Annotated in this window: 11 protein-coding genes; 9 read left to right on the top strand and 2 right to left on the bottom strand. The window is 61.7% G+C overall.

The window, feature by feature from the left end; all coding sequences use genetic code 11:
- Positions 1-116: 116 nt before the first annotated feature.
- Together SB822_RS07760 and SB822_RS07755 are read right to left on the bottom strand one after the other, a co-directional pair.
- The gene (locus tag SB822_RS07760) at positions 117-1,664 is read right to left on the bottom strand and encodes a sensor histidine kinase (protein ID WP_090835970.1); all 1,548 of its coding nucleotides are present in this window, start codon (positions 1,662-1,664) and stop codon (positions 117-119) included.
- 9 nt (positions 1,665-1,673) lie between these two features.
- A complete protein-coding gene (locus tag SB822_RS07755) occupies positions 1,674-2,414 on the bottom strand; it encodes a response regulator transcription factor (protein ID WP_007586121.1) in 741 nt (246 codons plus the stop codon).
- A 235-nt stretch (positions 2,415-2,649) separates the two neighbouring features.
- Between SB822_RS07755 and recA the strand changes: the two genes are divergently transcribed.
- The 9 genes from recA (at position 2,650) to SB822_RS07710 (ending at position 14,183) form a co-directional block, all read left to right on the top strand.
- Positions 2,650-3,726 (top strand): recombinase RecA, encoded by a 1,077-nt coding sequence (recA, locus tag SB822_RS07750; protein ID WP_007586120.1) that lies wholly within the window; start codon positions 2,650-2,652, stop codon positions 3,724-3,726.
- A gap of 7 nt (positions 3,727-3,733) precedes the next feature.
- Positions 3,734-4,504, top strand: coding sequence for a recombination regulator RecX (gene recX / locus SB822_RS07745; RefSeq protein WP_090835971.1), 771 nt, complete (start codon positions 3,734-3,736; stop codon positions 4,502-4,504).
- Between the two features lie 182 nt (positions 4,505-4,686).
- The gene (locus tag SB822_RS07740; protein WP_007737367.1) at positions 4,687-5,436 is read left to right on the top strand and encodes a DUF2889 domain-containing protein; all 750 of its coding nucleotides are present in this window, start codon (positions 4,687-4,689) and stop codon (positions 5,434-5,436) included.
- A 55-nt stretch (positions 5,437-5,491) separates the two neighbouring features.
- The gene (sucC, locus tag SB822_RS07735) at positions 5,492-6,661 is read left to right on the top strand and encodes an ADP-forming succinate--CoA ligase subunit beta (protein ID WP_007586116.1); all 1,170 of its coding nucleotides are present in this window, start codon (positions 5,492-5,494) and stop codon (positions 6,659-6,661) included.
- 115 nt (positions 6,662-6,776) lie between these two features.
- Entirely contained in the window at positions 6,777-7,658 is an 882-nt protein-coding gene (gene sucD / locus SB822_RS07730) for a succinate--CoA ligase subunit alpha (RefSeq protein ID WP_007737368.1), read from the top strand.
- 160 nt (positions 7,659-7,818) lie between these two features.
- Positions 7,819-8,544, top strand: a complete 726-nt coding sequence (locus tag SB822_RS07725; RefSeq protein ID WP_007590075.1) for a TerC family protein — start codon at positions 7,819-7,821, stop codon at positions 8,542-8,544.
- A gap of 138 nt (positions 8,545-8,682) precedes the next feature.
- Positions 8,683-9,300: a pilin gene (locus tag SB822_RS07720; protein ID WP_090835972.1), complete on the top strand. Its 618-nt coding sequence runs from the start codon at positions 8,683-8,685 to the stop codon at positions 9,298-9,300.
- A 1,261-nt stretch (positions 9,301-10,561) separates the two neighbouring features.
- On the top strand, positions 10,562-12,268 hold the full coding sequence (gene ltrA / locus SB822_RS07715) for a group II intron reverse transcriptase/maturase (RefSeq protein WP_410854446.1): 1,707 nt from the start codon (positions 10,562-10,564) through the stop codon (positions 12,266-12,268).
- A gap of 124 nt (positions 12,269-12,392) precedes the next feature.
- A complete protein-coding gene (locus tag SB822_RS07710; protein ID WP_410854445.1) occupies positions 12,393-14,183 on the top strand; it encodes a PglL family O-oligosaccharyltransferase in 1,791 nt (596 codons plus the stop codon).
- Positions 14,184-14,240: the final 57 nt, after the last annotated feature.

Raw genomic sequence — 14,240 nt, 5'->3', positions numbered from 1 at the left:
AGTGTTGAAAATCGTGGAATTTCTCGCTTAATGTTCGCAACGTCGGCTATTGCATGCTTTATTGCGGCTAAACTGGTGGCATGTTAGTGCTGACTGAAATGCGTGAAACTGACGGATTAGGGTAAATCCCGTACACGATCCATCATCCTTAAGCTGACGCGAACGAGGGTTCCGGCGAGGCGCGGCGACGTCTGATAGACGTTGTCCTCGATGGCAAGCGTGCCGCCGTGCATCGTCGCGATTTCGCGGACGATGGCCAGACCCAGTCCGCTGCCGTCACCTTCGCGCCCGAGAATCCGGTAGAAGCGCTCGACCACGCGTTCACGCTCGGCGGCGGGAATGCCAAGGCCCGTGTCCTCTACTTCGAGATGAGCCATGCGGGCGACGTCGTCGCGCCGCACCCGCACGGTGATCCGTCCGCCTGCGGGCGTGTAGCGGATCGCGTTGTCGATCAGGTTCGACAGCATCTCGCGCAACATCACGGGGTTGCCTTCCACTTCGATCGCTTCTTCGGGCGTCTCCGGACCTTCGTAGCCGAGATCCATCTGCTTTGCGAGCGCGGGCTGGACCCAGTCGCGCACGGCGCTGCGGGCAACGTCGCCAATCTCGACGGGCGTGAAGATCTGGCCGGACATGCGGTTCTCCGCGCGCGCGAGCGCAAGCAACTGCGTGACGAGCCGCGCGGCGTGCTCCGAGCTCGTCGCGATCTGCTCGAGCGAGCGATGCACTTCCGCCGACGCATCCTGGCGCAGCGCCAGCTCGGCTTGTGTACGCAAGCCCGCGAGCGGTGTCTTCATCTGATGCGCGGCATCGGCGATGAAGCGCTTTTGCAGTTCCATGTTCTGTTCGAGACGCGTCAGCAGATCGTTGAACGACGTGACGAGCGGCTCGATTTCCGGCGGCGCGCGGCGCGCTTCGAGCGGCGACAGGTCATCGGGGCGCCGCGCGCGAATATGCGCCTGCAGCGCGTGCAGCGGCGCAAGACCGCGCGACAGCCCGAACCACACGAGCAGGATGGCGAGCGGCAGGATCACGAACTGCGGCAGGATCACGCCCTTGATGATGTCGTTGGCGAGCGCGCTGCGTTTATCGAGCGTTTCGGCCACCTGCACGAGCACGGGCTGCGCGCCCGGCGTCTGCGGAAACTCGACGGTGGTGTACGCGACGCGGATGTCGTTGCCGCGCACCATGTCGTCGCGAAACTCGACGATGCCCGGCTGCGGCCGGTCTTCCTCGCGCGGCAGCGGCATGTCGCGGTCGCCTGCAACCAGCTCGCCGCGTGTGCCGAGCACCTGATAGAACACGCTATCTATATTGTCGGCACGAAGAAAATCACGCGTCGAATCGGGCAGCGTCAGCTCGGCGATGCCATTGACGGGGTGAATCTGCCGCGCGAGCACGTAGGCGTCGGTTTCGAGCGCGCGATCGAACGGTCCGTTCGCAATCGACTTCGCGACCAGGTACGTGACGGCAAGGCTCATCGGCCATAGCAGCAGCAACGGCGCGAGCATCCAGTCGAGGATCTCGCCGAAGAGCGAACGCGGACGCGTCTCCGCAGCCGCCTCGGTTTCATCGGGCGGCGCGAAAGGATTCGCGTAGCGCGCGTCGCGGACTTCGTCGAGATCCGCCGCGTGCGCCGTGGCGCGCGGTGCGCGGACGGACATGGAACGCCTTTACTTGAAGTAGTGGCTTGCTGGCATCGCAGCGGGCGCGTCGGACGGCTCGGACTGCTGCGCCGGCGTCTGGGGCGCAGCCTTCTCCAGACAGTAACCCAACCCGCGCACGGTGATGATGCGCACGCCGCTCGGTTCGATCTTCTTGCGCAGCCGGTGCACGTACACCTCGATCGCGTTGTTGCTGACCTCTTCGCCCCATTCACACAGGTGATCGACCAGCTGTTCCTTCGACACCAGCCGCCCGATCCGCTGCAACAGGACTTCGAGCAATCCTAGCTCACGCGCGGACAGATCGATAACCTGCTCATTGGCATAGGCAATCCGGCCGACCTGATCGAACGACAGCGAGCCGTGCTTGACGACGGTCGGCCCGCCGCCCGCGCCGCGCCGCGTGAGGGCACGCACGCGGGCTTCGAGCTCGTTCAGCGCGAAGGGCTTGGCCATGTAATCGTCGGCGCCGAGATCGAGGCCCTTCACGCGCTCGTCGACGCTGTCGGCTGCCGTCAGGATCAGCACGGGTACGTTCGAATTGCGCGCGCGCAGACGCCGCAGCACTTCGAGGCCGGACATTTTCGGCAGGCCGAGATCGAGGATGACGAGGTCGAAAGTCTGCATCGACAGCGCGGTATCCGCTTCCGCTCCCGTCTTCACATGGTCAACGGCGTATGCCGATTGGCGGAGTGATCGGACGAGACCGTCCGCGAGTATGCTGTCGTCTTCGGCAATGAGAATTCGCATGATGCGCCCTGCCCGGCCGGCACCGGGGTGCTCCGGCGCACAGCGTCTCCGAAAGATTTTGTTGGTAGTCGGTGTTGTCCGTTTGCACATGTGGACGTCCGCATGCGAATCGGGCTTGCCAAGACTACTGTTTTTTTATACAGTGTCTGCGTTTAGCGTGCTGGTTGGTCGAACCGGGTTCACAACGGCCTGCACACCTGCCTCAGACGCCGTTCATCATAGCAAAGGACGATTCATGGAAGAAAGCAAGAAAGGCTCGGCTGGACTGACTGCGGAAAAGAGCAAGGCACTCGCGGCCGCGCTTGCGCAGATCGAAAAGCAGTTCGGCAAAGGGTCGGTCATGCGGCTCGGCCAGGGTGAGGCAGTCGAAGATATCCAGGTGGTCTCCACGGGATCGCTGGGGCTCGACATCGCGCTGGGCGTCGGTGGTCTGCCGCGTGGCCGTGTGGTGGAAATCTACGGGCCGGAATCGTCGGGTAAAACCACGCTGACGCTGCAGGTCGTCGCCGAAATGCAGAAGCTTGGCGGCACGGCAGCATTCATCGACGCGGAACACGCGCTGGATATTCAGTACGCGCAAAAGCTCGGCGTGGACGTCAGCGACCTTCTGGTTTCGCAGCCGGACACCGGCGAACAGGCGCTCGAAATCGCGGATGCGCTGGTGCGTTCGGGGTCGATCGACATGATCGTGATCGACTCGGTCGCGGCGCTGGTGCCGAAGGCCGAAATCGAAGGCGAAATGGGCGATTCGCTGCCGGGTCTGCAGGCGCGTCTGATGTCGCAGGCGCTGCGCAAGTTGACGGGCACGATCAAGCGCACGAACTGCCTCGTGATCTTCATCAACCAGATCCGCATGAAGATCGGCGTCATGTTCGGCAACCCGGAAACCACCACGGGTGGTAACGCGCTGAAGTTCTACGCGTCGGTGCGTCTGGACATTCGCCGTATCGGTTCGATCAAGAAGAACGACGAAGTGATCGGCAACGAAACGCGCGTGAAGGTGGTGAAGAACAAGGTGGCGCCGCCATTCCGCGAAGCGATCTTTGACATCCTCTACGGCGAAGGTATCTCGCGTCAGGGCGAAATCATCGACCTCGGCGTGCAGGCAAAGATCGTCGACAAGGCGGGCGCCTGGTACAGCTACAGCGGCGAACGCATTGGTCAAGGCAAGGACAACGCGCGTGAATTCCTGCGCGAGAATCCGGACATTGCACGCGAGATCGAAAACCGTATCCGTGAGTCGCTGGGCGTGAATGCCATGCCGGCGGGCGCTGCCGTCAGTGCCGACGAGGAAGTGGGCGAAGAGGAGTAATCGTCGCGTGATACGCAAGGGCCGCTCTGCTTCCTCGACTACGGGCGCAGGACGCAGCGCGGGCGGCCCGCGTGACGACGATGCATTCGAATCGTCGTCACGCTTGTCTTCAAGCCCGTCTGCTTCTACGGCAGCATCGTTTTCAAACGACTCGTCATCCGACAACTTCGATCCATTCGAATCGTTCGATGCTCACGATCGTGCCGCCGGTCTGGGTGCCGCTTCGCGTGACCGCCCGGACGCGGATGCCAGCAGCGAAGAAGTCACCTATACGCGCTCGCGTCGCCAGCCAGGCGAAGGCAAACCCGCTGATACAGCGAGCCGCGCCTCACAACGTCCCACACGCTCTCTCAAAGGCCGTGCGCTCGGCTATCTTTCGCGCCGCGAGTACAGTCGCGCGGAGTTGTCGCGCAAGCTCTCGCCATACGCGGAAGAGGGCGAATCAATCGACGCATTGCTGGATTCGCTCGAAAGCGAAGGCTGGCTGTCGGATTCTCGTTTCGCGGAAAGCCTGCTTAATCGGCGTGCATCGCGCATGGGCGCGGGCCGCATCGTCAACGAACTCAAGCGTCATTCGGTCGGACAGGAACTGGTCGAAGAAGTGAGCGCGCAGTTACGCGAAACCGAACTGGCGCGGGCTCAGGCGGTGTGGCGCAAGAAGTTCGGCGCGTTGCCCGAAACACCCAACGAACGCGCAAAGCAGGCGCGCTTTCTTGCCACGCGGGGTTTTTCTCAGGGAATCATCGGGAAGATTCTCAAGGGTATCGACGAAGACTGACCGTCCGAATAGGCCGGCGTGCGACGCGCAAAAAAATGACGCACTGCACGAAACACCAGGCTGCCACGCCACCCTCGAGACCGCTCAAACCCGGCCCCATTAAGCCTCTGCGGGCTTCGGCCAGTCTCAAATACCCAGTATGCTAAAATTCAACGGTTCTTAAATCCGGCCTTTGTTCTCGCATGCCGCTCTCTCCGCCAGTGTCCCGACAGTTGCGCCATCGCCGCGCAATCCGAGCGGACGCATACGAGCGTGAAGATGGGCTGTGGGATATCGAGGCATGCCTCACCGACGACAAGCCGCGTGACGTTAAGCTTGCGTCGGGTGTCCGGCCGAACGGCCTGCCGATCCATGAACTCTGGCTCCGCATCACGATCGATCGCAAGCTCAATGTCGTCGACGCTGAAGCGTCGTCCGACTGGGTTCCGTATCCCGGTCTGTGTGAAGTCTCCAATCCCGCCTATCGCGCCCTCATCGGGCTCAATCTGTTGCAAAACTTCCGTCGCGATGCTGCCCGTTTGCTGGCCGGCACGACAGGCTGCACGCATCTCACCGAGTTGTGCGCAATCCTGCCGACTGCCGCCATCCAGGCGTTCGCGGGCGACGTGTGGAATACCGACAAAGGCGGGCCAGGAAGCGAGGAGCACGCGGGTTCATCCACTGGATCGGCAGACGGTTCAACCCGAGGCACGCAAGGCAGCACGGGACAAGACGCCCAAGACAACGCTTCGAGCGGGCAAGCAAGCGAACAGGCGAGCGAGCAATCAAACGACAAACCGCCATTCCAGTTGGGCCGCTGCCATGCGCTGCGGTTCGACGGCGAGGCGGTGCGACAGTTTTATCCGCGCTGGTACGGCCACGCGCCGCGTTCAGCGGATCGCGCGGATGCCGCACCCAACGGACAGGCCGTGAAGACGGCGCGTCCGGAGTAAGCGGTCCAGCCGGAAGCGAAGTTCAATCCAACTCTCAGACTGAAGGGAATCACGCATGAAGATTCACGAGTACCAGGGTAAGGAAATCCTGCGGAAATTCGGAGTCGCGGTACCGCGCGGCAAGCCGGTCTTCTCGGTGGATGATGCGGTCAAGGCCGCTCAAGAGCTCGGTGGCCCGGTGTGGGTCGTCAAGGCTCAGATCCACGCGGGTGGCCGTGGCAAGGGTGGCGGCGTGAAGGTTGCGAAGTCGCTGGACCAGGTTCGTGAGTACTCGAACCAGATCCTCGGCATGCAGCTCGTCACGCACCAGACGGGCCCGGAAGGCCAGAAGGTGAATCGCCTGCTGATCGAAGAAGGCGCTGACATCAAGAAGGAACTGTATGTCGGTCTCGTGATCGATCGCGTTTCGCAAAAGATCGTCGTGATGGCGTCGAGCGAAGGCGGCATGGACGTCGAAGAAGTCGCAGAAAAGACGCCCGAGCTGATCCACAAGATCGCGGTCGATCCGTCGACGGGTCTGAAAGACGCCGAAGCTGACGATCTCGCGAAGAAGATCGGCGTGCCCGACGCATCGATCCCGCAAGCGCGCGCGATCCTGCAAGGCCTGTACAAGGCATTCTGGGAAACGGACGCATCGCTGGCCGAAATCAACCCGCTGATCCTGACGGGCGACGGCAAGGTGATCGCGCTGGACGCCAAGTTCAACTTCGATTCGAACGCACTGTTCCGTCATCCGGAAATCGTCGCTTACCGCGATCTGGACGAAGAAGATCCGGCTGAAGTCGAAGCGTCGAAGTTCGACCTCGCGTACATCTCGCTCGACGGCAACATCGGCTGCCTGGTGAACGGCGCTGGTCTGGCGATGGCGACGATGGACACGATCAAGCTGTTCGGCGGCGAGCCGGCGAACTTCCTCGACGTCGGCGGTGGCGCGACGACCGAGAAGGTCACGGAAGCGTTCAAGCTGATGCTGAAGAACCCGAACCTGACGGCGATTCTCGTCAACATCTTCGGCGGCATCATGCGTTGCGACGTGATCGCGGAAGGCGTGATCGCTGCTTCGAAGGCGGTCGATCTGCAAGTGCCGCTCGTCGTGCGCATGAAGGGCACGAACGAAGACCTCGGCAAGAAGATGCTGGCCGATTCCGGCCTGCCGATCATCTCGGCAGACAGCATGGAAGAAGCTGCGCAGAAGGTCGTCGCGGCTGCCGCAGGCAAGGCCTGATCGCCCCGGCGCTTATCACCGGATTACGAATGGCGGCGTGCGAGCGGCGCGGGCAAAGCGTATTTGCCGCGCGCAACGCTATTGAGCACGCCACCAAACGAACAGAGGTCAATACATGTCGATTCTGATCAACAAAGACACCAAGGTCATCACGCAGGGCATCACCGGCAAGACCGGTCAGTTCCACACGCGCGCATGCCGTGAATATGCAAACGGCCGCGAAGCATTCGTCGCGGGCGTGAACCCGAAGAAGGCTGGCGAAGATTTCGAAGGCATTCCCATCTACGCTAGCGTGAAGGAAGCCAAGGAAGAAACGGGCGCGACCGTCTCGGTCATCTACGTGCCGCCCGCAGGCGCCGCTGCTGCAATCTGGGAAGCCGTCGAAGCCGATCTCGATCTCGCGATCTGCATCACGGAAGGCATCCCCGTTCGCGACATGATCGAACTCAAGGCTCGCATGCGCGCGGAAAACCGCAAGACGCTGCTGCTCGGACCGAACTGCCCGGGCACGATCACGCCGGACGAACTGAAGATCGGCATCATGCCGGGTCACATCCACCGCAAGGGCCGCATCGGCGTCGTGTCGCGTTCGGGCACGCTGACGTATGAAGCAGTTGGCCAGCTGACCGCGATCGGCCTCGGCCAGTCGTCGGCAGTCGGTATCGGCGGCGACCCGATCAACGGTCTGAAGCACATCGACGTGATGAAGATGTTCAACGACGATCCGGAAACGGACGCCGTGATCATGATCGGTGAAATCGGTGGCCCGGACGAAGCGAACGCTGCTTACTGGATCAAGGACAACATGAAGAAGCCGGTGGTTGGCTTCATCGCTGGCGTCACGGCGCCTCCGGGCAAGCGCATGGGCCACGCCGGCGCGCTGATCTCGGGTGGTGCGGATACGGCCGACGCGAAGCTGGAAATCATGGACGCCTGCGGTATCAAGGTCACGAAGAACCCGTCGGAAATGGCGCGTCTTCTGAAGGCGATGCTGTAAGAAGTGTTGCGATAAGCTCAAGAAACGCCGGTCAGTGCCGGCATTTTTTGATACTCTTACGAAGTCCTTTCGTAAGACGCGACGATAAGCGAGGGAGCGAGCAATTGCTGCCTCGCTTTTTTGTTGCCGTTTGCTTTCGCTACCTTCTATCCTGCTTTCCATGCTCGAATTCCTCACTACGCTCCACTGGGGCGCCGTCTTCCAGATCATCGTCATCGACATCCTGCTGGGTGGCGATAACGCCGTCGTGATCGCGCTCGCGTGCCGCAACCTGCCGCCCGCGCAGCGCACGAAGGGCGTGTTGTGGGGGACGCTGGGCGCCATCGTGCTGCGTGTCGCGCTGATAGCGTTTGCGGTCGCTCTGCTCGATGTGCCGTTGCTCAAGTTCGCGGGCGGCCTGCTGCTGCTGTGGATCGGCGTGCGCCTGCTGGCACCCGCGCCCGACGCGCACGCGAATGTCAAACCCGCCGACAAGCTGGTCGCGGCCATCAAGACGATCATCGTGGCCGACGCCGTGATGAGCCTCGACAACGTGATCGCTATTGCCGGCGCCGCCGAGGCCGCCGAGCCGCATCACCGCATCGCCCTCGTCGTGTTCGGGCTGATCGTCAGCATTCCGCTGATCGTCTGGGGCAGCCAGCTCGTGCTGAAGCTGCTGGACCGTTATCCCGTCGTCATTACGCTGGGCGGCGCGCTGCTCGGCTGGATCGCGGGCGGTCTCATCATCAACGACCCGGCGGGCGACCGTTGGCCCGTGCTCGATACGCCCGTTGCCGAGTACGGCATGAGCATCGCTTGCGCGCTGTTCGTCGTGATCCTTGGTTATGCGATGAAGCGGCGCAACGCAAGCCGTATCGCCGGCGATACCCCGCCGGGCACGCATTGACCGCAGTCACTTTACCGATGCATCCGCCCGTGCACCATTAGCCATTCGGCCGACTGTTGGCGCGATTCACGGCTCGCTACGATCGAAGCGCCTGTCCTGATTCCCGGGGCAGGCGCTTTCGTTTTGAGGAGCCTGCTGATGACCGCTATCGTTGCCGTTGCTTCGTTGTCCACGTTTTGTGCGCCCTGGCTGCGCGCCCGTTCGTCGGGCTCATGGCCCGTCCCGCTTGCTCGCATCAGGCGTTGGTGGGGCTTCACGCTGATCGAACTGATGATCGTGCTGGCCATCGTCGGCGTGATCGCCGCGTATGCGATTCCCGCGTATCAGGACTATCTCGCGCGCAGCCGCGTCGGCGAGGGGTTGTCGCTGGCGTCCGCGGCGCAGTTGACCGTCGGTGAGAACGCCGGCAGCGGCAATGCATTCGGCAGCGGCTACGCGTCGCCGCCCGCCACACGCAACGTGCAGTCGATCCATATCGACGACGACACGGGCCAGATTACCGTCGCGTTCGCGGCGCGCGTCTCGGACGACGGCGCGAACACGATCGTGTTCGTGCCGTCTGCGCCCGACAGCGCCGACACGCCCACAGCCCGCGTCGCGCTGACGAAAGGCGCGGCGCAGAAGGGGACCATCACGTGGGAATGCTTCGCGGGCGGCAAGGCTGCCTCGTCGCTGCCGGCCCCGGGAGCTGGTCCGTTGCCCGCCGATGCTCCGACGCTGCCGTCGAATCTCGCGCCGCCCGAGTGCCGCAGCTGAGTGGACGTGGAAGATTCGCGACGTAAGTCGGGCATGAGTCCGGCATGAGCCCGGTATAAACCGAACCCGCATCAAAGGCCGTGGCAAAAATGTCCATGCCACGGCCCGATTCCGGGTTATTTCCGCCGAGCCGGCGCACAGCGTAAGGATTTTTTTGTATAGTGCGCCGGTTGGTGCGACACGCACGCTCGTGTCCGTATGCCCTACGTTACGGGGCATCGACTAGAGGGTTATTGAAACGGTCTTGGCCGGATCACCATGCCCTCCGCAGGCGGCCCCCTTGTGGGCCGCAATTGAAGCAGTAGACGTGCTCCTTGTGAGCACGCTTTTTAGTGAAAGCGGGACCCGGAGCAGTTTGCCGGATACCGCATTGCATTGACCTGATTACCGTCAGGTCCCGCCCAGTCAGCGGCTTCATTCCCGCCGACAGGGCGGGGTGATGTGTGCAATTCCTGCGCCAGTAGGCAACGGAGTCGCTAGACGATACGAGCGAAAGCTCGGTGTGTCATTGTTTTGCCTCGCCTGCTGTCTGGGCGAGGAAGTGAACCTGCTGTACGACCAGCAGTAGCCTAGGAAGACATGCGTCACTGGCAACGGTGGGGTGTGAAGCTCTTCTGACAATGTAGCCCCCGGACGTTTCGGGCAGATTGGTTCCGTGAGGGACGGTCTGGAGACTCCCAGCAGCAAGGGGGTTGAGGAGCTAGGCTGGCTGATAAGGTTAACGTAAGTGAACTGCTGATAAACCTCGTAAGCACTGAGGAGCCAAAGCTGCTTGAACATTGGGCTCTAACCAAAAGGTACGTGGCTGGTTAATCCGCTCAACCGTCGGATTACGTCGTCACTCAGCCACCGGGGAAGAGGCAGAACCTACGTCAGTCGTGTGACATGCCGGGAACGTGGTAAGCCTGTATGGTTGCCAGCGCGGTCAGGCTGGCAGGCGAACCGCAAGGGACGCTGTTGATTGTGCAGGTATGGGAGGACGGAAAAAGCGAAGGTCGGGCTGTAATGGTCCGGATAGGGGTTGGAACATCACTCCACGCGAAAGCGGGCAGACTTCCGTCTGGTCTACCGTCGCAAGACGGCTGACTACCCTCTGTCACTTGGTTAGATGCGGGCGCATGCGCCCGTACTGTGGTTTTTGTCCGAGATATGAGTGCATGCGCTCATATTGAGGTTTCTGTTGTTCCCCAGCGGGGTGTGTCTTCCCCGCTGGGGGAGATGCGCCTTCTGCCGGGGGTCTAATCCAAGGTAGGAGAGCAGCATGAAAGTATCTGGTCGAAAGACCGGATCTGCGCTTTCCCACGCGCTGGACAACTGGCACGCCGTAGATTGGCGTCGGGTTGAACGGAACGTGCGAGGGATGCAGATTCGAATTGCGAAGGCGACGCGGGAAGGCGACTGGCGCAGGGTGAAAGCCCTGCAACGGATGCTGACCCGCACGTTGTCCGCAAAGCTGTATGCGGTGCGACGTGTTACGCAGAACCAGGGTGCGCGAACGGCTGGAGTCGATCGCGAGCTATGGGATTCGCCTGAGAGCCGATGGGAAGCCGTCGGCAGGTTGAAGCGGCACGGATATAAGGCTCTGCCATTACGGAGGGTCTTTATCCCCAAGGCCAATGGGAAGGAGCGCCCTCTGGGCATTCCGACCATGCGGGATAGGGCGATGCAGGCCCTGTATCTGCTGGCCTTGGAGCCGGTAGCAGAGTCGACGAGTGACCCGAACTCTTATGGGTTCAGGCTTAACCGTTCGACGGCTGATGCCATGTCTCAGATTTTCGTTGTCATGGCCCGTCGCAGATCAGCGCAATGGGTACTTGAAGCGGACATCAAAGGATGCTTTGACCACATCAACCACAAGTGGTTGGAAAGCAATGTCCCGATGGACAGGGTGATCCTCCGCAAATGGTTGAAAGCTGGCCTGATTTACAAAGGGCAGCTACAGGCGACGATGGCCGGTCCGCCGCAGGGAGGCATCATCTCTCCGACGCTGGCAAACGTGACGTTGAACGGGCTGGAACGTGAACTGGTTGCGCAGCTCACTGCGAAATTTGGAATCGGGAAGGCGAAGAAGCTGAAAGTGAATGTGGTGCGATACGCGGACGACTTCGTCATTACCGGCGACTCGAAAGAGATGCTGGAACGCGAAGTCAGGCCTTGGGTAGAAGCCTTCCTTGAAGTGCGGGGATTGCAACTATCGGAGGAGAAGACCCGGATCGTTCATATTGACGAAGGCTTTGATTTCCTTGGGTGGAACTTCCGGAAGTACTCGGGAACGCTACTCATCAAGCCAAGCAAGAAGAACGTGCAGACGTTCTATCGCAAGGTGGCGGATACGATCAGCGGTCATAAGGCGGTCAAGCAGGAGGAGTTAATCCGCCTGCTCAATCCGATACTACGGGGCTGGGCGCAGTATCACTGCCCTGTAGTGGCCAAGCAGGCGTACAGCCGCATGGAGTCGTTGGTGTTTCAGCGGCTCTGGCGGTGGTCCAAGCGGCGGCATCCGAATAAGAACGCCGACTGGGTGAGGCGGAAGTACTTTCACTCCGTTGGTAATCGGCATTGGGTGTTCGCTGCTCCTGTCATTCGCGAGGACGGTAGTAAGGGGCTGCTTGAGTTGTACCAAATCAGCGGTACGGAAATCAGGCGCCACAAGAAGGTCAAGGGGGAATTCAATCCCTTTGATCTCGTGTGGGAGCAATACGGCGAGCATCTGCGGCAGGAGCGTATGTGGGATTCGATGCGCTACCGAAAGCAATGGGGTTCGCTGTACATGTCACAGAGCGGGCGGTGTGCGCACTGTGGCTGTGCCCTGACGGACGAGACGGGTTGGCACGACCATCATCTGGAGTATCGGATGTATGGCGGTTCAGACGCTCTATCGAACAGGGTATTGCTTCACCCGGACTGCCACCGGCAAGTGCACGTTGGTAAACTTGTCGTAGCTAAGCCGGCCCCGTTGCAGCACTAACGGGGCTTCGTATAAGAAATATGTAGGCTTGAGCCGTATGCGGGGAAACTCGCACGTACGGTTCTTAGGGGGCCCCTCTTCCGCAAGGAAGGGGGGCTACCCTACCTGACGTCCCCGGTTACTCATGCCCAACCCCTTCGCACGCTATCTTTCACTGTTCTTATTGGCGTGTGCGTTGATCCTGCCGTATGCAGTCGTCAACCACACCTATCCGATTCCGACCTTCTACGCCGAGTTCACGGCGCTGTCGCTCTATCAGCTGCTGGGCGCGGGTATCGCGTTTCTGGTGTCGACGGCACGGCCGCGCGTCGCGTTCGCGTCGCCCGTCGTCGCGCTGGTGCCGCTGGGCTTCGGGCTCGTGCTGGTCGCGCAGTCGCTCGTGCTGCCCGTCGCGCAGCCATCGATGAACTGGCTCGGCGCCGGCTTCCTGCTTGCCGCGTTCATGGCGACGCACGCCGGCTTCGGTTTCAGCAGGGCGAATCTGACGGAAAACGCGTTCACGGTGGCGGCGTTCGCGCTGGTCGTGGGCGGCCTCTTTGCCGTGTTCTGCCAGACGATCCAGCTGTTTCACCTCGAGGTGAAGGTGACGCCGCTCGTGGTCGCATACAGCGTGATGACCGAGCGCCGCCCGTTCGGCAACATGGCGCAGGCCAATCACCTCGCGACGTACATCGCGTTCGCAACTGCGGGCGCGATGTACCTCGTGCAGACGCGGCGTATCAACGTATTCATCTGGCTGCTCGTGACGGCGATCTTTTCGGGCGGGCTGGCGCTGACCGTGTCGCGCGGACCTTGGCTGCAGATGGGCGTGATCGTCGTCGCGGGGTTCTGGATGGCGTTTGCCGAGCAGCGCCGCAATCCGTCGCGCCGCCGCAGCAATCGCGAGTGGCTGATTCCCGTCGTGCTCGCCGTGTTGTTTTTCGCGGTGAATGCCGCGATCCGCTGGGCGAACGTTCACTACGATCTCGGTCTGGCCCAGTCGGCTGCCGAGCGCATGAAGGATTCGAGCCAGATCGCGCCGCGTCTCGCGCTGTGGAAGTACGGCTGGACGATGTTCCGCACCCATCCGTTGCTGGGCGTCGGTTGGGGCGAATTTCCGCGCTATCAGTTCGATCTGGCGAAAGCGCTGGGCGGCGTCGAGATTGCCAACAACTCGCACGACATCTTCATCGATCTGCTCGCGAAGACGGGCCTGATCGGACTGGGTATCGTGCTGCTCGGTCTCGCTGCGTGGTTCGTGCGCGTCGTGCGCGCGCCGCATACGGCCGCGCGCGTGTTCGGTCTCGCGCTGATCGGCGTGCTGGTGATGCATGCGCTCGTCGAGTATCCGCAGCAGTACATGTTCTTCCTGCTGCCGGCGATGTTCGTGATCGGTCTGCTCGACACGAAGCCGCTGCGGCTGATTCCGGGCGGCATGTCGTTCGGCGCGTTCCTTGTGATCGTGTTCGGTGGACTGGCTGCGCTCTATCCGATCTATCGCGACTATGCGCGCTCCGAAGTGCTGTATTACGGCTCGCATCCGTTCGACCAGTATCGTGAAGACCCGTCGTTCCTGTTCGGTGCGTGGGGTGAGTACGGGATGGCGACGCTCCTGCCGATGAACGCGCAGGATCTGCCGCACAAGCTCGCGATGCACCGCCAGGCGATGGCGCTGTTGCCGGGCGAAACGGTGCTGCGCCGTTATGCGGTGTTGCAAGCGTTGAGCGGCGACACCAACGGCGCGTTCGATACCGTCGACCGTCTGAAGATCTTCGCCGAGGAGTTGCATGACTGGCCTTCGCAGCTCGCGTATCTGTACGATTTGTGTGATCAGCAGAAGACGCTGGCGGCGTTCAAGGCGGAACTGATGAAGAAGTACGGCACGCCGCCGAAGGACATCAACAACGACGACGAAGAGGGCGACGACGAGGATTGATGCGTCAGCCGTCAAATACGAAAGCGGCGCGTTGGACGCGCCGCTGCTTCAGCGAGA

The organism is Paraburkholderia sp. SIMBA_054, assembly GCF_046534875.1.
GTDB classification, from domain to species: Bacteria; Pseudomonadota; Gammaproteobacteria; order Burkholderiales; family Burkholderiaceae; genus Paraburkholderia; species Paraburkholderia hospita.
This window is presented reverse-complemented; position numbering and strand designations above follow the sequence as displayed.

Bases quoted from the DNA above. Each gene is read 5' to 3' on its own strand.
- SB822_RS07760 (WP_090835970.1), bottom strand. From the start codon at position 1,664: ATGTCCGTCCGCGCACCGCGCGCCACGGCGCACGCGGCGGATCTCGAC.
- SB822_RS07755 (WP_007586121.1), bottom strand. From the start codon at position 2,414: ATGCGAATTCTCATTGCCGAAGACGACAGCATACTCGCGGACGGTCTC.
- recA (WP_007586120.1), top strand. From the start codon at position 2,650: ATGGAAGAAAGCAAGAAAGGCTCGGCTGGACTGACTGCGGAAAAGAGC.
- SB822_RS07740 (WP_007737367.1), top strand. From the start codon at position 4,687: ATGCCGCTCTCTCCGCCAGTGTCCCGACAGTTGCGCCATCGCCGCGCA.
- sucC (WP_007586116.1), top strand. From the start codon at position 5,492: ATGAAGATTCACGAGTACCAGGGTAAGGAAATCCTGCGGAAATTCGGA.
- sucD (WP_007737368.1), top strand. From the start codon at position 6,777: ATGTCGATTCTGATCAACAAAGACACCAAGGTCATCACGCAGGGCATC.
- SB822_RS07725 (WP_007590075.1), top strand. From the start codon at position 7,819: ATGCTCGAATTCCTCACTACGCTCCACTGGGGCGCCGTCTTCCAGATC.
- SB822_RS07720 (WP_090835972.1), top strand. From the start codon at position 8,683: ATGACCGCTATCGTTGCCGTTGCTTCGTTGTCCACGTTTTGTGCGCCC.
- ltrA (WP_410854446.1), top strand. From the start codon at position 10,562: ATGAAAGTATCTGGTCGAAAGACCGGATCTGCGCTTTCCCACGCGCTG.
- SB822_RS07710 (WP_410854445.1), top strand. From the start codon at position 12,393: ATGCCCAACCCCTTCGCACGCTATCTTTCACTGTTCTTATTGGCGTGT.